The organism is Aeromonas intestinalis (assembly GCF_054052485.1).
Window position 1 is genome coordinate 260,940 of sequence record NZ_JBSTYK010000003.1, and the last position, 24,519, is coordinate 285,458.

A 24,519-nucleotide genomic window follows, 5' to 3' on the forward strand; every position below is an offset into this window, starting at 1 on the left:
GGTGAGGGAACATACGTCTCCCTCACCCGACTCTCCTTCGGGCACCTTCTCCCCAGCAGAGAAGCTTCTATCACCCTTTTTTGGACGATTTCTATGGCCCACCAACCACAAATCAAAATCCCGGCCACCTATCTGCGCGGCGGCACCAGCAAGGGGGTCTTCTTCCGCCTGCAGGACTTGCCCGAGCCATGCCAGGTGCCGGGACCGGCCCGGGATGCGCTCTTCCTGCGCGTCATCGGCAGCCCCGACCCCTACAGCGCCCATATCGACGGTATGGGGGGCGCCACCTCTTCCACCTCCAAGTGCGTAATCCTCTCCAAGAGCAACCAGCCCGATCACGACGTGGACTATCTCTACGGCCAGATCGCCATCGACAAGGCGTTCGTGGACTGGAGCGGCAACTGCGGCAACCTCTCCACCGGCGCCGGCGCCTTCGCCATCCACGCGGGCCTGGTGGACCCGGCCCGTATCCCGGACAACGGCACCTGCATGGTGCGAGTCTGGCAGGCCAACATAGGCAAGACCATCATCGCCCACGTGCCGGTGACGAACGGTCAAGTGCAGGAGACCGGCGACTTCGAACTGGACGGGGTCACCTTCCCGTCCGCCGAAATCGTGCTGGAGTTTATCGACCCCTCGGATGATGGCGAGGAGGGCGGCGCCCTCTTCCCCACCGGCAATCTGATAGACAAGCTGGAAGTACCAGGCATAGGCACCCTGCAGGCGACCATGATTACTGCCGGCATCCCCACCGTCTTCGTCAACGCCGAGGAAATTGGCTACACAGGTGCAGAGCTGCGGGAAGCGATCAACACGGATCCGGAGGTCCTCGCCCGCTTCGAGGCGATCCGCATCGCCGGCGCCCTGCGCATGGGGCTCATCAAGACTCCTGAAGAAGCAGCGACCCGCCAACACACGCCGAAGATCGCCTTCGTCGCGCCGGCGAAGGACTACAGCACCGCCAGCGGCAAGGAGGTTAAAGGTGGCGACATCGATCTGCTGGTGCGGGCCCTCTCCATGGGCAAGCTGCACCACGCCATGATGGGCACCTGCGCGGTGGCCATCGGTACGGCGGCGGCCATCCCGGGCACCCTGGTCAACCTGGCCGCAGGGGGCGGCGAGCGGGAAGCGGTGCGCTTCGGCCACCCCTCCGGCACCCTGCGGGTGGGGGCACAGGCGCGTCAGGTGAACGGGGAGTGGACCGTCACCAAGGCGGTGATGTCCCGCTCAGCCCGCATCCTGATGGAGGGCTGGGTACGGGTACCGGGAGACGCCTTCTAACTCGGCCATCCTCCTTTGACCCATAAAAAAAGAGCCAAGGCAGCTGCCTTGGCTCTTTTTTTCAGCATTTTTCGCTACCACAAACCCATTCTCATTGTGGTCTGGGCACACACTCCACCTGGCGCGGAATATTCCGCTTGGCATCGCCGCCGATCAGCTGCTTCACCTGACTGGCCGGACACTGGCCATCGTCCACATAGACCTTCTTCCCGTACGCGAGGCCACCGGGCGGGGGATCCTGCGGCAGATACTCGACGGGCTCGGGCACCAGGGTCGCACATCCCGCCATCAAGGCGGCCGCACATCCCATCGCCAGCAACCCTCCACGCTTCCATGTCACCGCCATAGGCACTCCCACTCATGGTTCCGATGCGGGCAGAGCCATCCCCTGCCCCACATTGACCCAGCCAGTGTAGCCAGCGCCGCCGCCCCCTCGAAAGTGCCTCCCGGCGCCGCTGTGACGAGATCAGACACAAAAAAGCCCAAACGACATGATCGCTTGGGCTATCTAGATGGCGGAGGAGGTGGGATTTGAACCCACGGATGGTCGCCCATCGCCGGTTTTCAAGACCGGTGCATTCAGCCGCTCTGCCACCCCTCCGAACGGCGTGCATACTACGTCAGGCGCTTGTTCATATGCAATACATATTTACTCTGGGATAGTGGGGAGAACGAGGCTGGCGGGCCACTTGAAATCAGGGCTCGTCATCCACACATTCAGTGCATACAATGCGTTAACGAAGCGGAATTCTCCGCCTCAACCCGGAAATCAAGAGGACATCAAGATGGATACCCGTTCTATCTACACTGGCACCCAGGGTGCCGTGCGCGATACCAACAAGGTGCTGCGCAATACCTATATGCTGCTATCCCTCACTCTTGGCTTCTCTGCCGTGGTGGCCGGGATTGCCACCGTGATGAACATGCCGCCCCTGCACTGGGCCATCTTCCTCGTCGGTGTCTATGGTCTGATGTTCCTGACCCAGAAGAACCGCGACAACGGCATGGGGCTGGTGTTCACCTTCGCCCTGACCGGGCTGATGGGCTATAGCCTGGGCCCCATCATCAACATGTACATGAACAACGGTGGCGGCGAGATCGTGATGACCGCCCTCGGTGGCACCGCGCTGACCTTCTTCGGTCTGTCGGCCTATGCCCTGACCACCAAGCGGGATCTCTCCTTCATCGGCGGCATGCTGTTCGTCGGTTTCTGGGTGCTGCTGGTGGCGATGATCGCCAACATCTTCCTGCAGATGAGTGCCCTGAGCCTGGCCCTGTCCGCCATGTTCATGCTGTTCTCCTCCGGCGCCATCCTGCTGACGACCCAGCAGATCGTGCGTGGCGGCGAGACCAACTACATCTCCGCGACCGTGACTCTGTACGTGTCCATCTACAACATCTTCCTGAGCCTGCTGAGCCTGCTCGGCGGCAACCGCAACTAATCAGGTCCCCTGATACAGAAAACCCCGCTTCGGCGGGGTTTTTATTGTCTGCCTCCCCTGTTAGGGTGAAGGCAAAGAGACCGAGCCGCATGAAGAACCCGGCCCTGATTTGGATCAGGGCTCTTTTGTGGCCGAGCGGCTATTCTCTCGCTTTCGATTCGCTCAAGGGTTGCACCTGTCCCATGTCCATGGATTTTGCCAGTCTGGCGCACCACTCATTGCTTGCTCACCCTGTCGATAACACGGCGCTCAAGGACGACCTTCCCCATGCCCATTGATCTCGCTGGCCTGTTGCGCCGCCTGCTGTCTGACAGCCATATCTACTTCGCCCTCAAGGTGCTGCTGGCCATCCTGGGGCTGCTCGCCTTCGCCCTGGTACAGGGGGACATCCAGCTCACCGTGTTGCTCTCCCTCGGGGTGGTGGCCGGTGCCATCGCCGAAACCGACGACAGCCTCTGGGGCCGGGTGAAAAACCTCGCCATGACGTTGGTCTGCTTCCTGTTCGCCTCCCTGTGCGTGCAATATCTCTTCCCCACCCCCTGGCTGTTTGCCATCGGGCTGGCCGGCTCGACCTTTATCTTCGTGATGGTGGGGGCGCTTGGCCAGCGCTATGCCACCATCAGCTTCGGCTCGCTGCTGATTGCCATCTACACCATGCTGGGGGCCGCCAAGGCGCCGGATCTCTTCTATCAACCCCTGGCGCTCGGTGCCGGCGCCCTCTGGTACGGGCTGGTGTCGCTGCTCTGGCTCTGGCTGCTGCCCTACAAGACCCTGCACGAACAGCTTGCCCAGAGCTACTTCGCCCTCGCCCGCTATCTGCTGGAGAAATCCCGCTTCTTCCCGGCGGACGAACACGGCGCCCAGGCCATTCGCCACAACCTGGCCCAGCTCAACATCAACCTGGTCAATGCCCTGAACCTGACCAAGACGGCCCTCAATGCGCGGCTGAACGCCCGCTCCGGCCACCGTCATCAGGTCGCCCCCGAGCTCGCCAGCCTGCTGCGCCTCTATCTGCTGGCGCTGGAAATTCAGGAGCGCGCCACCTCCAGCCACTACCCCTACAGCCGACTCGAAGCCGAGCTCAAGCAAGGCATAGTGCTGGACGGCTTTCAGGAGGTGTTTCTGCAACTCTCCGAGGCGTGCCAGCAGCTCGGCTACGCCATCCTGGTGCACAAGCCCTATGTCCACCACAAGCGCATCCACTGGACCCTCGAGGCCCTCGGCGATCAGCTGGAGTTCACCCATCTCAAGCAGCACTATCCCAAGACCTTGCTGACGCCGATGAAGTTTTTGCGCCGCAACCTCGCCAGCATCAACCAACTGCTGACCAATGCCGAGGATCTGCAAAACCCGGCCCTGCCCCCCGCGGATCTGCCCGTCCTCGCCAACCCGGCGCCCCTGCCGCTGCTGGCCATGCTCAGGCAGCACCTGACCCCGAATTCCATGGTGTTTCGCCACGCCTTGCGCCTGTCGCTCGGCCTGGTGGTAGGCTATGGCATCCTGCAGGCCTTCCAGCTCGACAAGGGCTACTGGATCCTGCTGACCGTCTTGTTTGTCTGCCAGCCGAGTTACAGCGCCACCCGCCGCCGGCTGGTGCAGCGCATGCTCGGCACCTTCGCCGGCATCCTCATCGGGGTACCCGTGCTCTGGCTCTTCCCCGAACTGCACCTGCAACTCGGCATCATGGGGCTGGCCGCCTTCCTGTTCTTCACCCAGGTGCGCAGCAACTACAGCGCCGCGGTCTGCTTCATCACCCTCTATGTGCTGATGGCGTTCAACCTGCTGGACGGCATCGGCTTCGTCATCCTGGGGCCACGCCTGCTCGACACCCTGCTCGGCTGTTTGCTCTCCTACGCCCTGGTGGCCTGGCTCTGGCCGGACTGGCAATACAAGCGGCTGCCAAGCCTCATCGCCAACTCCCTGTCCGCCAATGCCCGCTACCTGTCGGCGGTACTTACCAGCCTGCACCGTCAGCGGGACGAATCCCTCGACTACCGGGTTGCCCGCAAATGCGCTCACCTCGCCGACAGCGAGCTGGCCATGGCCTGGCAGAGCATGCTGGTGGAGCCGAGCAAGCGCCGCCGCTTCCTCGATCTCTGCTTCACCCTTACCTGGCGCAACCATGCCCTGCTCTCCTACATCTCGGCCCTCGGTGCCCATCGCGACAAGCTGGAGGCCTTGGACGGGCTCGACGAGATCGGCCGCCACATCAGCCACACCCTGGAGCAGGCCGCCGGCCATCTGGGCGGCGAGATCCCGTCGAGGCTCGAGGGGCAGTGCCCGGAACTCTCCCCGGACAGCAGCGAGGAGCAGCTGATGCTGACCCAGCAGCTCAGCCTCATCAGCGAGCTGGCGGACGAGCTGCTGGATTTGGCCAACCAGAGCCGGTTGCTCACACAGAGGCAAGGCGCTACCATGCCCGCCCAATCCTGATCACCCCTTTGCGAGGAGCCCCTTATGTCTGAGCCTCATCCGCTGGAATTCAACGGCCAAACCATCGAGACCGATGCCAAGGGCTATCTGCGCCATAGCGAACAATGGAGCGAGGCGCTGGCCCTGGTGCTGGCCGAACGGGAAGGCATAGTGCTAGAGGAGCCTCACTGGGAGGTGGTGCGTTTCGTGCGGGCGTTTTATCTGGAGTTCAACACCTCCCCCGCCATCCGCGCTCTGGTCAAGGCGATGGAGAAGCAGTACGGCCCCGAAAAGGGCAACAGCCGCTATCTCTACAAGCTGTTCCCGGAGGGGCCCGCCAAGCAGGCGACCAAGATAGCCGGCCTGCCCAAACCGGTGAAATGCATCTAATAAAAAACCGCGCCAAGGCGCGGTTTTTTATTGCAGGCGAAGGGGTCAGCCTCAGGGGTTGTAGGCCACCACAGAGCCACCGAGTCCCGTCATCTGGCTTATCTTGCTCTGCATGCCCTGCAGCTTCGCCTTGGAGACATCCGGCCCGATGAAGACCCGGGTGATCTGGCCCTGTACCGGCGTTCTCGGCGAGGTCTGGGCCGAGTAGCCGGCGGCCCGCAGCTTGCTCACCAGGGCATTGACACTGTCTGCGTTCTTGAAGGCGCCGAGCTGCAGGATCCAGCTGCCCTGTGCCGGGGCGGCGGCCGGTGCCGGCGTGGCGGTCGTCATCTTGCTCGCGATGAGATCGTCCATGGTCTTGATCTGGCCAACCTGCGGTTTGCTCGGCTCGGGCTTTTTCACCTCCACCGGCTTGGGAGAAACCGGTTTGGGCTTGGGTTGCTCCACCGGTTTCTGGGCCACTACCACGGGTTTGGGCTGGGCGACCGGCGCCGTGGCCGGTTGCTGTACCGGCTGGGCTGCGGGCTGCTGGCCGTTGTCGGCCAGCGTCACGGTATTGCCAATCTCCTCAACCTGCCACTGCTGGGCCGCAGCGGCCTGCTGCTGGCTCGCCGCATGTTCCGCCGGCAGGGTGCTGGCGGCCGAGACCTGCAACTCGGGCTTGGCGGGCTCCAGCTCGGGGCGCAGGGGGATATTGGCAAAGGCCTCGTCCTTTTGTTCCAGCTTGTTGCCATCCATCAGATCCGGCAGAAAGATGACCACCAGGGCGACCAGGATGACGGTCCCCACCAATCTGTTTTGAAACTTAGAAGCCAAGTTAATTCCCACCCATGTTACTTAGAATGCACTGCTATTTCTGAAAATCTCAGTGATAACTGACCACCCAGTGGCATCGAGACCAGATGAACTGCTACCCATGCGATCTTGTTAGGCATCTGATGCCAAAAGTCCAGGCTCGCGACCAGCCCATCAGGCCTTCGTCGCCAACACCTCGGCGACAGTGTAAAACGAGCCGAACACAATGACCATATCATCAGGACTCGATGCGGCCAGCGCGGCCCCATAAGCCTCGGTCACTGACGCAAATTGTGCGGCCGGTCCCTGCTCATGCAGGGCGGCCGCCAACTGGGCCGAGGAGGCGGCGCGGGGGCCATGGAGGCTCGTGAGATACCACTCGTCGATGAGCCCCGTCAGCTCGGCCAGGGAGCCCGCCATGTCTTTGTCCTTGAGCATGCCGACCACGGCGCGTCGTTTCCCCGAGCAGGGGATCTGGCGCAGCTGGCTGGCAAGATAGGCCGCCGAATGGGGATTGTGGGCCACATCGACGATGACCAGGGGATCCTGTTGCAGGCGCTGCATGCGCCCCGCGAGGCGCGCATCCGCCAGCCCCTGGCGAATGGCAGCCTCCGGCAACGGCAAGCCGAGGGATTCGAGCGCCGCCAGCACGGTCACCGCGTTCATCAGCGGCAGGGCGGGCTTGGGCAAACCGAGCCAGTGGTGCAGGCCATGGTAATCCCAGTGATCGCCCTGCTCATCCCCATGAAAATCCACCCCGACCTGGCGCAGACAGGCCCCCAGACGGTGCGCTTCGCTGGCGATGGTGGCGGGCGGGTTGGGCTCGCCGCTGATGGCGGGCTTGTCCTTGCGATAGACGCCGGCCTTCTCCACCGCCACCGCCTCCCGGGTATCCCCGAGCCAGTCGCAGTGATCCAGCGCGATGGAGGTGATCATGGCCACATCGGATTCCACCACATTGGTGGCATCGAGCCGACCGCCCAGCCCCACTTCCAGCAGGAGCACGTCCGGTGCGGCACGGCGGAACAGCCAGAGCCCGGCCAGGGTCGCAAACTCGAAGAAGGTGAGCGCTATCTCGGCGCGGGCGGCCTCCACGGCGGCAAACGCCGCGCAGTGCTCCTCGTCGGGCAGCTCGGCACCATCGAGTCGCACCCGCTCGGTGAAACGCAGCAGGTGCGGCGAGGAGTAGACGCCGACCTTGTAACCGGCCGCCATCAGTATGCTGGCAGCCATGGCGCAGGAGGAACCCTTGCCGTTGGTACCCGCCACCGTCACGACCTTGAACGGCAGTTCGGTGAGCCCCATGCGGCGCGCGACGACACCGACCCTATCCAGCCCCATGTCGATATTGACCGGGTGGATCTGCTCCAAATAAGAAAGCCAGTCGCTGAGCGACCGGCTTTGGGAAGATTGCATCTGTGAACTCATCTTACGGCTCGATTCACTCTTCGATGACGTGAGTGTTCATCAGCTTGGCCAGCAGGCCAGCCAGGCGATCGCGCATCTCGCGCCGGTCGATGATGAGATCGATGGCGCCCTTCTCCAGCAGGAACTCGGAGCGCTGGAAGCCTTCCGGCAGCTTCTCGCGCACGGTCTGCTCGATGACGCGCGGGCCAGCGAAGCCGATCAACGCCTTGGGCTCGCCCACGTTGATGTCACCCAGCATGGCGAGACTGGCGGAGACGCCACCCATGGTGGGGTCGGTCAGCACGGAGATGAAGGGCAGACCGGCCTTGGTGAGTCGGTCCAGCGCCGCACTGGTCTTGGCCATCTGCATCAGGGAGAACAATGCCTCCTGCATGCGCGCCCCACCGGAGGTGGAGAAGCAGACCAGGCCACGACCTTCCTTGATGCTCTCCTCGACGGCGCGCACGAAGCGGGCACCGACCACGGAGGACATGGAGCCACCGATGAAGGAGAACTCGAACGAACAGGCAACGACCGGTACCCCCTTGAGGGTTCCTTTCATCACCACCAGCGCATCTTTTTCTCCCGTCTCTTTCTGGGCGGCAGACAAACGATCCTTGTAGCGCTTGGAATCCTTGAATTTCAAGATGTCCTGCGGCTCCAGCTCGGCAGCAACCTCGCTGCGGCCTTCTACGTCGAGGAAGCTCTCGAGACGGGCGCGGGCACTGATCCGCATATGATGATCGCACTTGGGGCACACTTCGAGATTGCGCTCCAGTTCTGCCCGGTAGAGTACCTGTTCGCAAGACGTGCACTTGGTCCACACCCCTTCCGGGATGTTGTGACGACGCGGTGTAGTGATCTTGCTCTTGGGAAGGATCTTCTCAAGCCAGCTCATGGAATTCCTTAATGCTTTTGTGCCTGACAAAACACATCGGGCCTTGGTTGTTCAATGACTTAAGGGCTCGATGGCAATAAATAACGGGTCATTAAACCACAAATTTTCGGGCCCAGTTACTAAAAACTGGTCGTACCCGGTGCCGAGTCCGGCAGCCAGAGCGGACCGAGCGGCAACTGCGGCAGGCCGAACTCGGCCGGGTAATCCACGTCCACCAGATAGAGGCCCCCCGCCTTGGCGGTGGGGCCGGCCAGGTTGCGATCCTTCTGGGCCAGCACCTCGGCAATCCACTCCACCGGTTTCTGCCCCTGCCCCACCAGCAACAGGGAGCCGGTGATGTTGCGCACCATGTGGTGCAGGAAGGCGTTGGCCTTGATGTCGAGCACGATATAGGGGCCGGAGCGGCTGACGCACAGGTGGGTCACGTTGCGCCAGGGGGTGTTGGACTGGCAGGCGATGGCCCGGAAGGTACTGAAGTCATGCTCCCCGAGCAGGCTCTGGCCCGCCTGATGCATCAGCGCCGCATCGATGGTCTCGTGATAGTGGCTGACGCCGCTACCCAGGATCGCCGGGCGGTAGTTGTGGTTGTAGATGATGTAGCGATAGCGGCGGGCGGTGGCGCTGAAGCGGGCATGGAAGTTTTCATCCACCTCCTTGACCCAGCGCACCCCGATATCCGGCGGCAGATTGGAATTCAGGCCCAGCGTCCAGGCGGACTCGGCACGATTGGACTCGGTATCGAAGTGGATCACCTGACCGGTGCCGTGGACCCCGGCGTCGGTCCGCCCGGCGCACTGGATGGAGACCGGATGGTTGGCGATGCGGCTGATGGCTTTTTCAAGCTCTTCCTGGACGCTGATCACTTCTCGCTGACGCTGCCAGCCGAAATACCGGCTGCCGTCATATTCAATACCTAGGGCAATTCGCATGGATGAAACTTGTCTTGTGGGGAAAGGATGAAAGAAACGGGGCGGATTATACCCGCTCGGGGCAAAAGTCCCAAACCTGTGGCCTCAAGCGGGCGGGTGCCCACGGCCGGGCGCTCTCCCCTTGGCGGCCCCATCCTTGACAGACGAGCAGGCCGCTACTGAAACGAAAAGGCAGCCCGCAGGCTGCCTTGCAATCGATGGTCGGGCTTATCCCAGCCGTTTGAGCAGCTTTTCAGCCTCGTTGCGCTGGTGCTCGCTGCCCTGGGCCGCCGCCTCTTGCAGCAGCTCGCGGGCGCTCTCCTTGTCGTCGATCTCGAGGTAGGCGCGGGCCAGATCCAGCTTGGCCCCCACACCGCCATCGTCCGCATCCACGTCAAAACCGGTGGACTCCGGCAATACCTCGGGGAAACCATCCAGCCCCACATCCAGGGAGAAGCCCTGATACGGCTCCTGCTCGGCGTTGCTGGCATTGGCCTCCGCCAATAACTTGTCTATCTCCACAAAGTCGTTCGCCTGAGCCTGTTCGCGGGGCTTAACCTCATGTGGCTGCTCCGCGTGGGGCTCCACCTCGGTGAAGGCATCCTCGAAATCGGCGAGGGCCAATTCGTTGGGATCCCAGGCGTCCTGCGGCATTGGCTTCGCGGCCGGCTTCGGCTCGGGCTCGAGACCGAGCTCCGCCAGCATGTCGTCCACGTCGCTCTTGCCATAGGCTGCGGCATCCTTGGGTGCCGCCTTGTCATCGACAGGCTCGTCGAAGGCCGACTCGAAATCGCTCAGGTCGAAATTGGCCAGATCGTCGTCCCGGCTGCGCTGGGCCCCGTCAGACACAGTGGCCGCATCGGCGTCGAGGTCCGCATCCAGATCGGCAAAGAGCGCCGCTTGCAGCTCCTCTTCGCTCATGACCTCATCGGCCGCCCGCTTGGGAGCATCGAACTCCCGGGAGAGATCGAGATCCGGCTCGGACTCCATGTCGAAGTCACCCTCGTGGGCCAGATCCAGTTCGGGTACCAGATCCGGGTCACGATTCGCCGTGGTGACCGCAGGTTCAACGTCGAAAGCGGAGAGGGCCAGCTCACCGTCATCGCTGAAGATGACATCATTCTTGCCCTGGCCTTCATCCAGCGCCCGCTCGGCCTCCGGACCGTTCAGATCCGGCATGGGGCGCATGGGTTCGTCATCGGCGATACCCACCGTCATCAGCTGATCGAACTCACTGCTCTCGTCCCCCATCACCATGGAGGTGGATTCGGAGAGGCTCTTCTCCTGCTCTTCCAGCTCGCGCCGGGCACGGGCCCGCAGCCAGAGCGTCACCAGCGCCAGCACCAGCAGCACGGGCAGCAGGATGATCATGGCGAGGTTCAGCGGTGAAGCGAGCAGCTCCATCACCCAGTTCTGCTTGGGTTCTGGGACCACCACGGGGGGCACCGGCTTGGCCTTGAGCTCGGCCACCTCTTTTTGCAGTGCGGTCTGATCCTGCAGCTGGGCCTTGAGGGTCTCCACCTCTTCGGTCAGGGACTGCAGGCGCAGCTTGAGCCTGTGGTTCATCTCGGTGACCTGACCGAGCTGGGCGTTGGCATCTTCCAGCGCCAGCGCCATCTCGGTGGAGGGCTTGCCGACCGGTGCCGCCACATCGGCGGGCAGCGGGGCCGGCGCCGTGGCGGCGGCCGCACTCACCGGCGTAACAACGGGCTCGGCGGCCTTGGCAATCGCCGTCACCTCGCTCGCCGGTTGCGGCGACGTCACCTTGGGCGCCGCCGGAATGGGGGCGGCCTTGGCCACCGGTGCCTTGGCGGGCGCGGCGACGACCTTGGTCTGAGGCCTGGCGGCCTCGGCCTGCTTGCTGGCCAGGTATTTGGGGCTCAGCCCCTTCCAGCTGGCGTTGTCGCTGTTGAAGCGGCGACGGGCCTCGGCATCCGTGATGCGGTTTGCCTCGGCCGCCGTGGGCAGCAGGATGCGGGAACCCACCAGGATGTGGTTGATGTTGCCATCGGCGAAACTGCGGGGATTCTTGTCGTAGATCGCCACCATGGTCTGGTAGACGGTCACCCGGTTGGAGGGTCTGTGCTTGCTCGCCAGGCTCCAGAGGGTATCGGTGGAACGGACAGGGCCATAGCTGCCGGCCTGGGTGCCCGGCACCTGACGGACGATGGGCTGCACCTTGGGCAAGGTGACGGGGGCGACCGGCTGGGCCTGGGGCTGTGGTTGCACCGCGGGGGGCGGCGTACCATCCGGGCCCTTGAGCTCGACGAAGAAAGGCTCGCGTCCCCCTTCGTCGGCCTGAACCGTGCCCAGAAGACCCAATGCCAGTAGCGTTGCCAGCGTTATGCGGGAGTGTCCCATGTTCGTTCCTTCGTATGACGGCCCTATCACATTGAAAAATCTGGATAGTTACCCCAAAACAATCGGCTCAATATAAATCAGGCGCGGGCCTCAGGCCAGCGATCCGACACATTTAGCGCTCAACTCGTGCCAGTGCACTGGCATCCGGCTAGAAAAAAGCTTAATCCACTGATCTCACGCCACATTATCAAATTTCTCGTCGGCACCGTCAGCCCCGGTCGGGGCCCAGATGCCGACAGGCCCGCGGGGTGAGACGCCTTCCCCACCCCAGGTCATTCAGGGGCTCAGAGGTAGTCGCGCACCAGCAGTTCGGCAATCTGCACGCTGTTGGTCGCCGCCCCCTTACGAACGTTATCGGCCACGATCCACATATTGATACCGCTGGGATGAGAAATATCCTGGCGCACCCGGCCCACCAGCACCTCATCCTTGCCGGTGGCGTCGCGCACCGGGGTCGGGTAGTCGGCGTCATCATCGAACAGGGTCACGCCCGGCGCGTTGCGCAGCAGATCCTTGACCTGCTCGGCGTCCAGGGGCTGGTGCAGTTCGACGTGGACCGCCTCGGCGTGGCCATAGAAGACGGGCACCCGCACGCAGGTGGGGTTCACGGCGATGCTGGCATCCCCCAGGATCTTCTGGGTCTCCCACACCATCTTCATCTCTTCCCGGGTGTAGCCGTTGTCGGTGAAGGCGTCGATCTGCGGGATCAGGTTGAAGGCGATCTGCTGGGGGTAGAGGCTGGGCTCCACCGGGCGGCCGTTGAGCAGGTGGGCGGTCTGGCCCGCCAGCTCGCTCACCCCCTCCTTGCCGGAGCCGGAGACGGACTGGTAGGTCGCCACGTTGATGCGGGCGATCCCCACCTCATCTTGCAGGGGCTTCAGGGCCACCAGCATCTGTATGGTGGAGCAGTTCGGGTTGGCGATGATGTTGCGGTTGCGAAAATCTGCCAAGGCATCCGGGTTCACCTCGGGGATCACCAGGGGGATCTCTTCGTCGTAACGGAAGCAGGAGGTGTTGTCGATGACGATGCAGCCGTGCTCGGCGGCGATCGGTGCCCACTTGGCGGAGACCTCGGCACCGGCGGAGAAGAGCGCTATCTGCACCTGGCTCCAGTCAAACGCCTCCACGTCCAGGATCTCAACGTTCTTGCCACCGAAGCGCACGGTATCGCCGGCGCTGCGGCTGGAGGCCAGCGGGTAGAGGGTCGCCACCGGGAAGGCGCGCTCCTCCAGGATCTCGATCATGGCTTCACCCACGGCGCCGCTCGCGCCCAATACCGCTACGTTGAATTGCTGACTCATGTTCTCTCCTCTAAATGGTCCGGTGACGCGCTGGCATCACCCTGTGGCAGACGGGTCTGCCCGATAACGAGTTTGGCATGGCGCCGAACCCAGCGAGGGCGGGCCCCGCAAAGAGGCCCGCCCGCATGTATTCATGACGCCCGAACTAGTCGGGCTGGATGACGAAACCGAGGCGGGCCAGGGCCTCGCCGGCGAAGGGCCCCTTGAGGCGCAGGGACGAGAACTCCCGCCGCTCCGGGTATTGCTTGCGCTGCTCATCGAAGCTGCCGGCCTGGTGGAGGCGATTGCGAAAACGGGCATCGTCCCGGCGCACGTCATAGATGAGGTGAACCAGCTGCTTGATCAAGGCCTGATCCGTCGCCACACCGGGCGTCAGTTCACGCACCTCGGGGGCGGGCAGCAAGGCTTGCAGATCCTGGCGTGGCACGCGCCCCAGTTGCTGGCAGAGCGCCTGATAGAGCATCCAGGTGCCGCGGGCCTTGCCCTCCAGGCTGTAACCCGCGATATGCGGGGTCGCGATCTCGGTATGGGGCACCAGGGCGGCGAGCGGATGGGGCTCCCCTTCCCACACGTCCATCACCAGCCGCAGCGGCTTGTCGCTTTGCTGGCGGGCGAGCAGGGCCTGGTTGTCCCACACCTCGCCACGGGCGGCGTTGATGAGGAACTTGCCCGCAGGCAGGGTCGCGATCTCCTTCTCCCCCAGCAGGTGGAAGGTAGCGTCCGGGCCACTGTGGGTGATGGGCACGTGGAAGCTGACGATGTCGGCCCCCAGGGCCGTCTGGTAGTCGACGAAATGGGCCGCCTCGTCCGCACTGGCTGCGCGAGCACGGGGAGGATCGCAGCGCAGCACTCGCATGCCGAGCACCTCGGCCTTGCCCGCCACGCACTCGCCGGTGTTGCCGGCGCCGATGACGGCGAGGCTCATCCCGCTCAAATTCAGCTCATGGCGCTCCGTCAGCACCAGCAGGGCGGAGATCACATAGTCCCCCACCGAGTACTTGTTGCAGCCGGGGGCGCTGAAGAAGGGAATGCCCCTGGCGGCCAGCAGGGCGCTGTCCACGTGATCCCGACCTATGGTGGCGGTGCCGACGAAGCCGAGTCTGGGGCAATTGGCGAGCAAGGCGGCATCCACCCGGGTCACAGAGCGCACCAGCAGCACGTCCGCATCCTGCAGATCCGCCGCCGAGATCTGTCGTCCGGGCAGGGGGATCACCTCGCCAAACTCCGCAAACAGCTCCCTTGCATGGGGCATATTTTCATCAACAACGATTTTCATCAGTTTCTCTTATGAGCACGATGGCCCACGACCGGCCACAGGGGCGCCATTCTAGCGCAAAGCGCCCCGAGTTTCAGAGGCTTATTCAGGCTCGCCCGCCACCGTGGCCCCTTCTCCGTCCACCGCCTGGCTCATCCCCAGACTCCAGGCCCGCATTCACTTTCGGGAACGCAACCTGCGCCACGCAATTGTAACCGCATGTTGTTGACCGGCCCTGACGCCTTGACCTCGGGGGTCTGGCTGGCACAATGACGCCTCTTTTCCGGTGGCTGCCAAGCCGCCCCCCATATGAGCCCGATGATGCCGACATCCTCCTCTTCGCTACCGCGCAATCAGGTATTGATATTCAGCGCCGCCCTGATCCTGCCACTGACGCTGCTGGCCTGCCTGCCCTGGCATCCCTTCCTGAGCGATGCCCTGCAGTCCGCCTGGCTCTGGTGGCCCTATGCCCTCTCCCGCATGGTGGACGTCCCTGGCCTCGCCATCAGCATACTGGGGCTGGTGCTGCTGACCCGACACAAGCTGACGCTAAGCCTGCCCGCCCTCTTGGCCCTGTGCGCCGCCCTGTTCGCCGTGCTGGCAGGAGACTGGCTCATCAAGAGCCTCATCAAACAGCTCACCGAGGAGCCACGCCCTTATCTGCTCTGGCTGGCGGGTCAGCACCTCATCCCCGACATCCACCAGTTCTACGAGGGCAGCAGCGCCCTTCGCACCGAACAGGTCCACGCCGCCAGCCAGTTGCTGGCGCTGCCCGCCTGGCTCGGCAACCACTGGCAGGGGGGGGTGAACTACGCCTTCCCCTCAGGCCACAGCATCGCCGCCATCAGCCTCGCCCAGTTCTTCGGCCTGATCTGGCTGGCGCGGGCTCCGGCCGGCGTCTGGTTGCTGCCCCTCTGGGCGGTGGCCATCGGCCTGTCGCGCACCCTGATCGGCATGCACTGGCCGCTGGATGTGCTGGCCAGCGCCCTGCTCGGCAGCCTCACCGCCCTGCTGGGGGCCCGCTGGTGGCTGCATCGCTACTGACAAGCGAACTGAACGCCGCGCACCAATGAAAACGGGCACCCCAGGGTGCCCGTTTTCTTATCCACAGTGCGGGCTATCAGCCCTTGCTCTGCCAGCCTTCCGGGTATTTGTAACCCTTGAAGCGCTGCTCCGCATAGGTCTTGAACGCCGGGGAGTTGTAGGCGTCGATCACGTCCTTGGTAAACGGCTTGCCCGCATCGGCGCTCTTCACCACCACCCAGTTGATGAAGTCGTAGCTGCGCTCGAGGAAGAGCCCCTCGCTGAACGGAATGCCGCTGGAGGCGGCGAAGTTGCCGTTGATGACGGAGAAATCCACGTCTTCCCGGGAGCGGGGCAGCTGCGCCGCCTCCAGCAGTACCAGCTTGATCTCGTGGGGGTTCTTCACCACGTCGAACTCGCTCGCCTTGAGGGGATTGATGCCTTCTTTCAAGGTCAGCCAACCGAGATCCTGCAGCATCAGCAGGGCCCGCGCCTGGTTGGTAGGGTCATTCGGGATGGCCACCGTGCTACCCTCGCCCACCTCGGCGAGCTTGCCCTTCTTGCCGGAATAGAGCCCCATGGGACCGGTCGGTACCTGGGTGATGGGGCTAAGCGACAGGCCCCTGTCCTTGGCGAAGCTCTCCAGATAGGGCTTGTGCTGGAAGCAGTTCACATCGAGGGAACCGTCTGCCAAGGCGATGTTGGGGGTCACGTAGTCGGTGAACTCCACCAGTTTCACCTTGTAGCCCTTGGCTTCGAGCTGCGGCTTGATGGAATCGGTCACCATGTCGGCAAAGTCCCCGACCGTGGTGCCGATGACGATCTCCTTCTTCGCCTCATCGATGGCAAAGGCGGACAACGGCAGAGTGCTGGCGAGCAGCGCAAGGGCGGAAAGGGTGAAGAAGGAACGACGCTGCATGGGGACTCCCTGTCAAAATAATCATCGAAACGGTGGCCAGGCTGGGTAAATCGCCGCTGAAGGCAAACCACCACAACCATCTAGCCATCCAAATGGCTAAGTGAAATCACCATAGCAGAGCTTTTCTCCTTCGCCAAGCAACAAAACCGGATGAGCTTGCCCGAATGATGGAGAAGCCTATCCCTTCTCTTGGGCATGGGTCAGGAAAATAGATGGCAAGAGACACTGTGGTGCTGTTTGCCCTCCCTATCGGCAGCGAAACTGTCCATCGTGGCCTACCTGTAAATGAAAAGCCCCGCACTCATGGAGTGCGGGGCCTGGAAACGGCATGACGGCTTGTCTTGCGCGGTTATTTGACCGCCTTGCTGGCGTTCTCCATCGCCTGCTTCTCGGCAGCGTTCGTGATGGCGGCCTGGCGATTTTGCTCCGCCATATAACAGGCGTCCTTGCTGATCCCCTGGGCCTGGCAATCTGCCATGCGCTGGGCAGGGCTGGAACAACCGGCCATCAGGACAGTCACCGACAACAACAGCATTATTTTCTTCATAACCACTTTCACCTGAAACAATGAATTGAAAAAACCACAAATGGCGAAATTAAAAAAATAAAATCAGCCATTAACCCACATATAAAGCACTTTCAATAACGTAATACGTCATCCTCATGCGACGACCCTGGGCGACGGCACAATCAGCTGACAAAAATCCGTTCCGGACATGGGGCGGTGGAAGAAGAATTCCTGACACAGAGAAATACCAGCGGCTTCCACTTGTTTTAATTCCGCCTCGGTTTCCACCCCTTCAATCAACAAGGCTCTGCGATTGAGCTCGCAGAGCTTGACCACCTGGCGCAAAAACTTGAACCCTTCGGGACGCACCAGTCCCAGCACCAGTGAGCGATCAAGTTTGATCTTGTCGAGGGGATATCGGGTCAGGTAATTGAGGGTCGAGTAGCCGGAGCCGAAATCATCCAGCGCCAGCCTGATGCCGCGTTTTGACAGCTCATGCAGAACCCGGGTCACCTTCTCATGATCCGTCACCTTTTGGGATTCGGTGATCTCGAACTCCAGCTTGCACCCCTTGGGCAAGGGACGGTTCAGGATACGGTCAATCACCAGGAACAACCGCTTGTCGACCAGCGTTTGCGGAGAGACATTGACCGAAATGGTCAGGGACTTCGCCTCGCTCAGCGAGTCGTGAATGTAATTGACTGTACTCTGCATCACCCAAAAGTCGACCTCGCTCATCAGACCCAGGCGCTCATAGTGTTTGAGGAAGGTCGGCGGCTGTATGTTTCCGCCATTGGTGCGAAAACGCAGCAAGGCTTCTGCCCCCTTGATCTTGCCGCTGTGAACGCAGACCTGGGGCTGGAAGAAGAGGACGAAGGTACCGCTTGCATTGAGCCTGTCGATACTGCTGTTTGCATCTCGCCAGGCCTGCTCCTCCTCGAGGTTCTTGTAATTGGGCATCATGTCCCTGGAGACGGGGCAGAAGTTTTCAAGCGGAGCAATGATGCTGTTGTTATCCACCGAACCGAGCGTGGAGACCTTGTGCTGACCAGCCGTCAGGAAGGGGTAGTAGATGATCCCTCCGAGTGCGACCATCATCAGTTGAAACAGCACGGCGGCATAGGAGTGACCGCTCGCAATCCAGCTGTTCAGCACTACCGGCACAGACCAGCCAACGGTCGACGACAGATGGGGGATCCAGCCCAGACTGGTGGCGAGATAAGCCAGGCTATAAGTCGTCACGGGAGTCAGGATGAAGGGTATGAGCATCAGCGGGTTGAGCACGATGGGCAGACCGAAGATCAGGGGCTCATTGATATTGAGCATGGCCAGCGGCAGGCTGACTGGCAGCAGCGTGCGGCTGCGGTGATCCCCCTTGAGCATCACGGCAATCGCCAGGCTCAAGGTGTTGCCGGTACCGCCCACGTTGCACCAGACATCGAAAAACTGGAGGCTGAGGATATTCAACTCGGCCTTGCCCGCAGCCCAGGCCGCGAGATTGGCATGGGTCATGACGCTCAGCGAGTGCTCGGCACCGATAAACACGATGCTGCCGTGCAGGCCGAAAAACCAGGGCAGGGTGTAGTTCAACAGGTGGACGAGCCCATGGCCATAAGTCGGTGAGAGGCTGAGATCCATGTCGGCCAGTTGAAGCGCATCGAACCAGGCAAAGAAGCTTCGCCCCGCAACCCCTGCCAGCCCACCCACCATCAGGACGATAGTGAAATAGATGGAGATCGAGATGAGGAAGCGATAGCTGCTTTCGACCCAGCTCGTTCTGCTGTTGAGCTCGCGACTGATCAGCTCATACAAACGGCAGCTCGCCAGGGCTGACAACACTGTGACGGGGATGGTGAAATGCCTGAGAGGGTCATCGGTGTTGTTTATCAGACAGCTCATGATCAATAGCGTACCGACGCCGATTGTGAGCGAATGAGTAAATGAGAGCCGATTCTTCGCCGCCCAATGCAGACAGATAAAGGCATTGATCAACGCGGGAATAACAACAACCAGCCCCTTTTGAATATTATCCAGCGCAGCATTTGGATAAATGAGAGAGGCTGCCACCGTGAGACCGCGAATGATTTGCAATGGCACTACCGCTATGGCGGCGGCAATAATGGCATTCAGGTATCGATTTGCAAAAAGCCTCTCTCTCCAGGCTGCCAGCAGATCCAGTAATGAAAATGTTGTCTTCATAAGAGGCTTTCTATTTATGTGGCTGATACGCCCGACTTTCTCGTCTGGGCGGGTTATTTAAATATTGATGTCGGTCAAACAATTCATGTTCCACATGGCGGGGCAAAACACTGTTCTACATACGCTGGCACGCAGTAGACAGGACGCCATCAAGCCATGTCTGGCTGGCTTGCCTGACCTGAAATCTGGACACAGTTGTCATAAACGCAGGCCATAAACGCCCACGCTGATAATAATGAGTAATGATTATTTAAATTTAATTCACCCGTTTGATTTCGGGTGAGATTTTAAAAGTGTGAAATAAATATCATTGAAAATCCAAACTAATTACATCATTGCAATATTTTTTTGATAATGGGTAATCGCAGCAGTCATTGATAGCATACCCATCAGAAACAGGCACAGATAAATAATTAAAAAGGAGTGATGATAAATAAACCCATGGCATCCTAGCATCCAGCTCCGCCCACGTCTTCGCCAGTTTTGTATCAAACTGTATGCTTCTAAAGGTTCATATGGCAATGTTTCGCAATGTTCATTCCGGGAGGATAAATGATGAAAGAACGTGATGGGTATGGCCTGCTGGTGGTCGATATTCAGGGCAAACTGGCGCGGCTGGTGGATGAGAGCGATCGGCTCATCGCCAACACGGCCCGACTGGTGAAAGGGGCAAAGGCGCTGGGACTGCCGGTAGTATGGCTGGAACAGAACCCAGACAAGCTTGGCGCCACCGTGCCCGAGCTGCAACCCCTGCAAACCGGCAGCCCCGTGCTCCCCAAGTTCAGCTTCGGCGCTCTGGGGGAGCCCCAGGTGGCGGCGGTGCTCACCGAAACCGGCGTCCACCACTGGCTGGTGTGCGGCATCGAGGCCCATATCTGCGTCTATCAGAGCGTGCTGGGGCTGCTCGGCAGTGGCGCACGGGTATCCTTGGTGACCGATGCGGTCTCATCCCGTGCCCCCGCCAACCGGGCGCTCGCCATCGGCCAGCTGGCGGCGCGGGGCGTGGCCCTCACCTCGGTGGAGATGTGCCTCTACGAGCTGCTGGGGGATTGCCGCGATCCGGCGTTTCGCGAGATCCTGGCCCTCGTCAGATAGCCTCCCCAACCGCTCCTGCAGATAGTCATAGCCCCCTTCGCCATCGGGGACGAAGCTCAGCCGGTGAGTGAGGCCGGGAGGCGCATCCTCGGCGTGATGGGAGACGAACAGCAGCTGAGTCCCCTCGCCGAGCAGGCGTCCCACCATGGCCCTGACCAGGTGGCGATTGAGGGGATCCAATCCCTGCAGCGGTTCGTCCAGGATGAGCAGGGGCGGATGCTTGACCAGGGCGCGGGCGATGAGCACCAGCCGCTGCTGGCCAAAGGAGAGACTGTGAAATGGCTGCGCTCCCTGCTGCGCCAGCCCGAGCAGCGTCAACCACTGGTCGGCCAGTGCCAGCTGGCGATCTCCGGGCCGGGCATAGAGGCCGATGGAGTCGTAAAAACCCGACAATATCACCGTCTGCACTGAGCCGCTGACGCGATAATCCAGATGCAGAGCCGGGCTCACCATCCCGATGTGGCGCTTGATCTCCCAGATGCTCTCACCGCTGCCCCGCCGCCTGCCAAACAGTTGGAGATCATTGCTGTAGCCCTGGGGATGATCCCCGGTGATGAGGGAGAGCAGGGTCGATTTGCCGGCGCCATTGGGCCCGACCAGTTGCCAGTGCTGCCCCGCCTCTATGGTCCAGTCGAGCCCGTCGATCACCACCTGCTCCCCATAGGCGATCCGCAGCTGGCGCATCTGCACCCGGGGGCCTGGGGGGAGTGGTTCCGGGGCCGTGGGCGGCGGGGGCAGATCGGGGTGGATCGCCTCGGCTCGCGCCAGCTGGGCCACTTCCGGGCTCGCCAGCACCGCCTCTCGCGTGCCCGACAGCAGCAGATTGCGATCCCCGAGCAGACCAAGGTGGCTCGCAAACGGGGGGATTTCATCGAAGCGGTTGACGATCACCACCAGTCGTTGCCCCTGTGAGACCAGCTCTGCCAGCAGCCTCATCAGCTCCTGGCGCGACCCCTGATCCAGCCAGTCGAACGGCTCGTCCAGTACCAGCAGCTCGGGCCCGGACAAGAGGGCTCGAGCCAGCAACAACTTGCGCCCCTCGCCGCTTGAGAGGTATCGGTAGGGCCTCTCCCAGAGCGCGGCTATGCCAAAGCGTGCCAGCAGGGCCCGCGCCGCGTGCTCGTCCTCCCCCTCCTCCATCATCAGGCTGGCGACGCTGTAGCCTGCCTCCTCATCCTCCCCCAACATGTCGGTGTTGCGCCGCTGGAAGTCTCGCTCCCCCAGTTGTTGCTGCGACTCGAACGACAGCCGCACTGCCGCCAGCGTGCCGGATGTCTGGCCGGCGCGCACGCCGAGCTCTCCGCACAAGGCAGAGGCCAGCGCCGTCTTGCCGCTGCCATTGCTGCCCACGAAGGCCCAGCACTCGCCGGGGGAGAGGGTCAGGTCGGGAATGAAGAGGGTTTGGTCATTGCGAAGGGCCAGCCTGGCCGAGTGCCACTGCAATAGGGTCATGAGTCCATCCTGTTGATCCGTCTGCCGTTACCTTAACAGGAATCGCAGCCGCTCACAGCCGTGGAACACACCTCGACGACCTCTCTCTACCGAGTATTAAAAACAGAGGAATTTATAAACAAAATGATCATTAGCGTCTAATGCGAATAGCTCGCAATAAAACATGATCTCCATCCCATTTATACCCCCATATGGGGCCAAATGAGATTTATATGAAGCCATTCACAACTCTGCATTGAGAGTCTTTTGAATCGGTCATTCTCATGTATAGATGCCAGCGCACCTCGGACGGTGCGCCCTTAAGATGGAGTTTATCAATGAGAAAAACAACGTTAGCATTGGCAATCACAGGGCTGCTCTCGGCCCTGCCGATAGCCTCGGTACAAGCCAGCGAGCACTGCCTGCCCCTTGGCGGCAACGAAACCGGACTCGACACCGGTCGCAGCAGCGCAGAGCGCTGCCTGCCCGGCATCAATCCCTTGCAGGATCAGCAATGGTACCTGCTCAACAGCGGTCAGGATTCCTTCAGCGCCCGTGGTGGCGTGGCGGGCAATGACCTCAACCTCTGGTGGGCCCATCGCACCGCCGTGCTGGGCCAGGGGATCAACGTGGCCGTGGTGGACGATGGCCTGGCCATCGCTCACCCGGATCTGGCGGACAACATTCGTCCCGGCTCCAAGAACGTGGTGACCGGCAGCAATGACCCCACTCCCACGGATCCGGACAGTGCCCACGGCACCTCGGTGGCCGGCATCGTCGCTGCGGTGGACAACGCCATCGGCAGCCGGGGCGTGGCACCGGCGGCCCAACTACAGGGCTTCAACCTGCTGGATGACAACAGCCGGCAGTTGCAGCGGGACTGGCTCTATGCCCTGGGTGACAGCCAGGCCAGCCGTGACAACCGGGTCTTCAACCAGAGCTACGGCATGAGCCTCGTCACCCCTCGTGGCAGCGATGACCTCAATCGTCGTCAGCTCGACACCCTGATGGAGCAGATGACCCAGAAAGCCGAAGGCGCTGCCTACATCAAGGCGGCGGGTAACGGCTTCAACCGGATTGCCTCCGGCGACTATGTGTTCAATCGCAACGGCAACAACCCCGCCCTGCCGTTTGAAAACAGCAACCTGGATCCCTCCAACAGCAATTTCTGGAACCTGGTCGTGAGTGCCAGCAACGCCGATGGCGTGCGATCCTCCTACTCCAGCGTCGGCAGCAACGTCTTCCTGAGCGCCCCCGGCGGGGAATACGGCACCGACGCCCCCGCCATGGTGACCACGGATCTGCCTGGCTGTGACATGGGCTACAACCGGGTAGACGATCCCAGCGCCAACCGCTTGCACAATAACCCGGCGCTGGATGTCGGCTGCGACTACAACGGCACCATGAACGGTACCTCCTCGGCCACCCCCAACACGGCGGGCGCCATGGCGTTGCTGATGTCCGCTTACCCGGATCTGTCGGTGCGGGATCTGCGGGATCTGCTGGCCAGAAATGCCACCCGCATCGAAGCCGCCCAGGCACCGGTGCGCGTCAACTACACCACTGCCAACGGCCAGCTACGCCAGGTCACCGGACTGGAAGGCTGGGAGCGCAACGCCGCCGGTCTCTGGTTCAGCCCGACCTATGGCTTCGGCCTCATCGATGTGAACAAGGCACTGGTCAGTGCCGCCACCCATGACCCTCTGCCGGCGCTGATCCAGTCACCCTGGCAGAAAGTGACGGTGCGTGGCGCCGCAGGCGCCATCCCGGATGTGGGCAACGCACCGACCACCTCGAACATCCAGCTGGCTCAAGCCCTCACCGTGGAGGCGGTACAGGTGAAAGTCAGCCTGGATCACCAGCGTCTGCCCGACCTGCTGATCGAGCTCGTCTCCCCGTCCGGGACCCGCAGCGTGCTGCTGAACCCCTACAACAGCCTGGTTGGCCAGTCCCTCGAACGTCAGCAAACAGGCACGATACGCACCGCCGGGATGCGCGACATGCGCCTGCTCTCCCACAAATTCTACGGGGAGACTGCGGCAGGGGAATGGCGACTGGAAGTCACCGACGTGGCCGATGGCACGCGCCAGGTCTCGCTGTTCAATCCTGACACCAGGGCGCGCAGCACCTTGACCGAACGCAACAACAGTCAACCGGGCCAGCTCATCGACTGGTCTTTGCGGGTGCTCGGCCACGAGCCGACCCGTACCTAACAGCACAGGAGTCATAGCATGAAACAGATCCTCTTTGGCCTCACCCTGGCAGGCTTGCTGACCGCCCTGCCAGCTCTGGCGGACGAGTCCGTCACCATAGATGGCAAGCAATACCGCGCCATTGAAGTCAATGGTCAGACCTACTTCACCCCGGACAACGGCAGCAAGAAACGGGTTGCCCGCAGCCTGGATGGCAAGGCATCCCAACCGGGACTGCGCAGTGGCGACATCCTCTTGCACGGGGTGGCCAGCCCCGAGCTGGTGGTGAGCGGCACCCTGCTGGTGGCGGCTGACGATACGCAAGCCAAATCCCTGGCAAGCCGCCACGGCCTGCACTTCAAGCAGAGCAGTGGCGGCATCGCCCTGCTGACGGCCAAGCCGGGCGCCGATCTTAACGCCATCGCCAGCCAGCTCAAGCAGGAGGGTGTCGAGGTGCAGATCGAACTGGGTGGCCCCGAGCAGCAACCTAAATAAGCGCGTTCTCGCACCGGAATACGCCAAAACAACAAGGGGGCCCATGGCCCCCTTGTTTTTCCTTTCTCCTCTTCTTTTCACTCCATGCCATCCCCCTATCAACCAGTCCTGCAAACAGAGAGACAAGGAACGCAAGCCTTGAACCCCTGCTCCGGGGTATTGGGGCAGCCACTCACCGTTCAGAGCGCAATAAAAAAGGCGCCCATT

19 protein-coding genes, 1 tRNA gene and 1 pseudogene are annotated in these 24,519 nt (G+C 61.9%); 8 read left to right on the forward strand and 13 right to left on the reverse strand.

The genetic code is table 11. From position 1 onward, the window contains the following. Positions 1 to 93 precede the first annotated feature (93 nt). Positions 94 to 1,281 (forward strand): 2-methylaconitate cis-trans isomerase PrpF, encoded by a 1,188-nt coding sequence (gene prpF / locus ACW5W7_RS05545; RefSeq protein WP_456501044.1) that lies wholly within the window; start codon positions 94 to 96, stop codon positions 1,279 to 1,281. 91 nt (positions 1,282 to 1,372) lie between these two features. On the opposite strand, the gene ACW5W7_RS05550 is transcribed toward prpF, so the two are convergent. After that, on the reverse strand, positions 1,373 to 1,627 hold the full coding sequence (locus ACW5W7_RS05550; RefSeq protein WP_349918290.1) for a DUF6719 family protein: 255 nt from the start codon (positions 1,625 to 1,627) through the stop codon (positions 1,373 to 1,375). Between the two features lie 167 nt (positions 1,628 to 1,794). Further along, positions 1,795 to 1,882, reverse strand: a tRNA-Ser gene (locus ACW5W7_RS05555). A 184-nt stretch (positions 1,883 to 2,066) separates the two neighbouring features. Here ACW5W7_RS05555 and ACW5W7_RS05560 point away from each other — a divergent pair. From ACW5W7_RS05560 to ACW5W7_RS05570, 3 genes are all read left to right on the forward strand, one after another. Next, a complete protein-coding gene (locus ACW5W7_RS05560; RefSeq protein WP_349918291.1) occupies positions 2,067 to 2,723 on the forward strand; it encodes a Bax inhibitor-1/YccA family protein in 657 nt (218 codons plus the stop codon). Between the two features lie 267 nt (positions 2,724 to 2,990). Further along, entirely contained in the window at positions 2,991 to 5,156 is a 2,166-nt protein-coding gene (yccS, locus tag ACW5W7_RS05565) for a YccS family putative transporter (RefSeq protein WP_456501045.1), read from the forward strand. Positions 5,157 to 5,180: 24 nt separating this feature from the next. Then, entirely contained in the window at positions 5,181 to 5,525 is a 345-nt protein-coding gene (locus tag ACW5W7_RS05570; RefSeq protein WP_349918295.1) for a TusE/DsrC/DsvC family sulfur relay protein, read from the forward strand. A gap of 51 nt (positions 5,526 to 5,576) precedes the next feature. Here the strand turns inward: ACW5W7_RS05570 and dedD are convergent, their stop codons facing one another. The 7 genes from dedD to ACW5W7_RS05605 all read right to left on the reverse strand — a co-directional run bounded on the left by dedD (position 5,577) and on the right by ACW5W7_RS05605 (position 14,471). Next, positions 5,577 to 6,341, reverse strand: coding sequence for a cell division protein DedD (dedD, locus tag ACW5W7_RS05575; protein ID WP_456501046.1), 765 nt, complete (start codon positions 6,339 to 6,341; stop codon positions 5,577 to 5,579). A gap of 153 nt (positions 6,342 to 6,494) precedes the next feature. Next, positions 6,495 to 7,748, reverse strand: coding sequence for a bifunctional tetrahydrofolate synthase/dihydrofolate synthase (gene folC / locus ACW5W7_RS05580; RefSeq protein WP_456501047.1), 1,254 nt, complete (start codon positions 7,746 to 7,748; stop codon positions 6,495 to 6,497). A gap of 13 nt (positions 7,749 to 7,761) precedes the next feature. Further along, positions 7,762 to 8,625 carry an acetyl-CoA carboxylase, carboxyltransferase subunit beta gene (gene accD / locus ACW5W7_RS05585; RefSeq protein ID WP_349918298.1) on the reverse strand — a complete coding sequence of 288 codons (864 nt, stop codon included), beginning with the start codon at positions 8,623 to 8,625 and terminating at the stop codon, positions 7,762 to 7,764. Between the two features lie 119 nt (positions 8,626 to 8,744). Then, positions 8,745 to 9,554 carry a tRNA pseudouridine(38-40) synthase TruA gene (truA, locus tag ACW5W7_RS05590; RefSeq protein ID WP_349918300.1) on the reverse strand — a complete coding sequence of 270 codons (810 nt, stop codon included), beginning with the start codon at positions 9,552 to 9,554 and terminating at the stop codon, positions 8,745 to 8,747. 207 nt (positions 9,555 to 9,761) lie between these two features. After that, the gene (locus ACW5W7_RS05595) at positions 9,762 to 11,894 is read right to left on the reverse strand and encodes a FimV/HubP family polar landmark protein (RefSeq protein WP_456501048.1); all 2,133 of its coding nucleotides are present in this window, start codon (positions 11,892 to 11,894) and stop codon (positions 9,762 to 9,764) included. A gap of 284 nt (positions 11,895 to 12,178) precedes the next feature. After that, positions 12,179 to 13,195 (reverse strand): aspartate-semialdehyde dehydrogenase, encoded by a 1,017-nt coding sequence (locus ACW5W7_RS05600; RefSeq protein ID WP_438548558.1) that lies wholly within the window; start codon positions 13,193 to 13,195, stop codon positions 12,179 to 12,181. Positions 13,196 to 13,340: 145 nt separating this feature from the next. Then, positions 13,341 to 14,471 (reverse strand): 4-phosphoerythronate dehydrogenase, encoded by a 1,131-nt coding sequence (locus ACW5W7_RS05605; RefSeq protein WP_456501049.1) that lies wholly within the window; start codon positions 14,469 to 14,471, stop codon positions 13,341 to 13,343. Between the two features lie 300 nt (positions 14,472 to 14,771). Between ACW5W7_RS05605 and ACW5W7_RS05610 the strand changes: the two genes are divergently transcribed. Beyond that, a complete protein-coding gene (locus ACW5W7_RS05610) occupies positions 14,772 to 15,494 on the forward strand; it encodes a phosphatase PAP2 family protein (protein ID WP_456501110.1) in 723 nt (240 codons plus the stop codon). Positions 15,495 to 15,570: 76 nt separating this feature from the next. Here ACW5W7_RS05610 and ACW5W7_RS05615 read toward each other — a convergent pair whose 3' ends face one another. The 3 genes from ACW5W7_RS05615 to ACW5W7_RS05625 form a co-directional block, all read right to left on the reverse strand. Further along, complete coding sequence (locus ACW5W7_RS05615; protein WP_456501050.1) at positions 15,571 to 16,392, reverse strand: MetQ/NlpA family ABC transporter substrate-binding protein; 822 nt, start codon at positions 16,390 to 16,392, stop codon at positions 15,571 to 15,573. 349 nt (positions 16,393 to 16,741) lie between these two features. Beyond that, the gene (locus ACW5W7_RS05620; protein WP_456501051.1) at positions 16,742 to 16,939 is read right to left on the reverse strand and encodes a hypothetical protein; all 198 of its coding nucleotides are present in this window, start codon (positions 16,937 to 16,939) and stop codon (positions 16,742 to 16,744) included. Between the two features lie 114 nt (positions 16,940 to 17,053). After that, the gene (locus tag ACW5W7_RS05625; protein ID WP_456501052.1) at positions 17,054 to 19,099 is read right to left on the reverse strand and encodes an EAL domain-containing protein; all 2,046 of its coding nucleotides are present in this window, start codon (positions 19,097 to 19,099) and stop codon (positions 17,054 to 17,056) included. 555 nt (positions 19,100 to 19,654) lie between these two features. Here ACW5W7_RS05625 and ACW5W7_RS05630 point away from each other — a divergent pair. Then, entirely contained in the window at positions 19,655 to 20,194 is a 540-nt protein-coding gene (locus ACW5W7_RS05630) for a hydrolase (RefSeq protein ID WP_456501111.1), read from the forward strand. Between the two features lie 21 nt (positions 20,195 to 20,215). On the opposite strand, the pseudogene modF reads toward ACW5W7_RS05630, so the two are convergent. Beyond that, positions 20,216 to 21,646 (reverse strand): annotated as a pseudogene (modF, locus tag ACW5W7_RS05635) (molybdate ABC transporter ATP-binding protein ModF); the annotation flags it as partial. 317 nt (positions 21,647 to 21,963) lie between these two features. Here modF and asp point away from each other — a divergent pair. Together asp and ACW5W7_RS05645 are read left to right on the forward strand one after the other, a co-directional pair. Beyond that, positions 21,964 to 23,838, forward strand: coding sequence for a serine protease Asp (asp, locus tag ACW5W7_RS05640; RefSeq protein WP_456501053.1), 1,875 nt, complete (start codon positions 21,964 to 21,966; stop codon positions 23,836 to 23,838). Between the two features lie 18 nt (positions 23,839 to 23,856). Then, a complete protein-coding gene (locus ACW5W7_RS05645; RefSeq protein WP_456501054.1) occupies positions 23,857 to 24,312 on the forward strand; it encodes a serine protease chaperone in 456 nt (151 codons plus the stop codon). Positions 24,313 to 24,519 lie beyond the last annotated feature (207 nt).

Coding starts and splice junctions, on each gene's coding strand:
- ACW5W7_RS05570 (WP_349918295.1), top strand. CDS start 5,181: ATGTCTGAGCCTCATCCGCTGGAATTCAACGGCCAAACCATCGAGACC.
- folC (WP_456501047.1), bottom strand. CDS start 7,748: ATGAGTTCACAGATGCAATCTTCCCAAAGCCGGTCGCTCAGCGACTGG.
- ACW5W7_RS05625 (WP_456501052.1), bottom strand. CDS start 19,099: ATGAAGACAACATTTTCATTACTGGATCTGCTGGCAGCCTGGAGAGAG.
- ACW5W7_RS05600 (WP_438548558.1), bottom strand. CDS start 13,195: ATGAGTCAGCAATTCAACGTAGCGGTATTGGGCGCGAGCGGCGCCGTG.
- ACW5W7_RS05560 (WP_349918291.1), top strand. CDS start 2,067: ATGGATACCCGTTCTATCTACACTGGCACCCAGGGTGCCGTGCGCGAT.
- truA (WP_349918300.1), bottom strand. CDS start 9,554: ATGCGAATTGCCCTAGGTATTGAATATGACGGCAGCCGGTATTTCGGC.
- ACW5W7_RS05630 (WP_456501111.1), top strand. CDS start 19,655: ATGAAAGAACGTGATGGGTATGGCCTGCTGGTGGTCGATATTCAGGGC.
- accD (WP_349918298.1), bottom strand. CDS start 8,625: ATGAGCTGGCTTGAGAAGATCCTTCCCAAGAGCAAGATCACTACACCG.
- ACW5W7_RS05605 (WP_456501049.1), bottom strand. CDS start 14,471: ATGAAAATCGTTGTTGATGAAAATATGCCCCATGCAAGGGAGCTGTTT.
- ACW5W7_RS05615 (WP_456501050.1), bottom strand. CDS start 16,392: ATGCAGCGTCGTTCCTTCTTCACCCTTTCCGCCCTTGCGCTGCTCGCC.
- ACW5W7_RS05610 (WP_456501110.1), top strand. CDS start 14,772: ATGCCGACATCCTCCTCTTCGCTACCGCGCAATCAGGTATTGATATTC.
- ACW5W7_RS05620 (WP_456501051.1), bottom strand. CDS start 16,939: ATGAAGAAAATAATGCTGTTGTTGTCGGTGACTGTCCTGATGGCCGGT.
- prpF (WP_456501044.1), top strand. CDS start 94: ATGGCCCACCAACCACAAATCAAAATCCCGGCCACCTATCTGCGCGGC.
- asp (WP_456501053.1), top strand. CDS start 21,964: ATGAGAAAAACAACGTTAGCATTGGCAATCACAGGGCTGCTCTCGGCC.
- yccS (WP_456501045.1), top strand. CDS start 2,991: ATGCCCATTGATCTCGCTGGCCTGTTGCGCCGCCTGCTGTCTGACAGC.
- ACW5W7_RS05550 (WP_349918290.1), bottom strand. CDS start 1,627: ATGGCGGTGACATGGAAGCGTGGAGGGTTGCTGGCGATGGGATGTGCG.
- ACW5W7_RS05645 (WP_456501054.1), top strand. CDS start 23,857: ATGAAACAGATCCTCTTTGGCCTCACCCTGGCAGGCTTGCTGACCGCC.
- ACW5W7_RS05595 (WP_456501048.1), bottom strand. CDS start 11,894: ATGGGACACTCCCGCATAACGCTGGCAACGCTACTGGCATTGGGTCTT.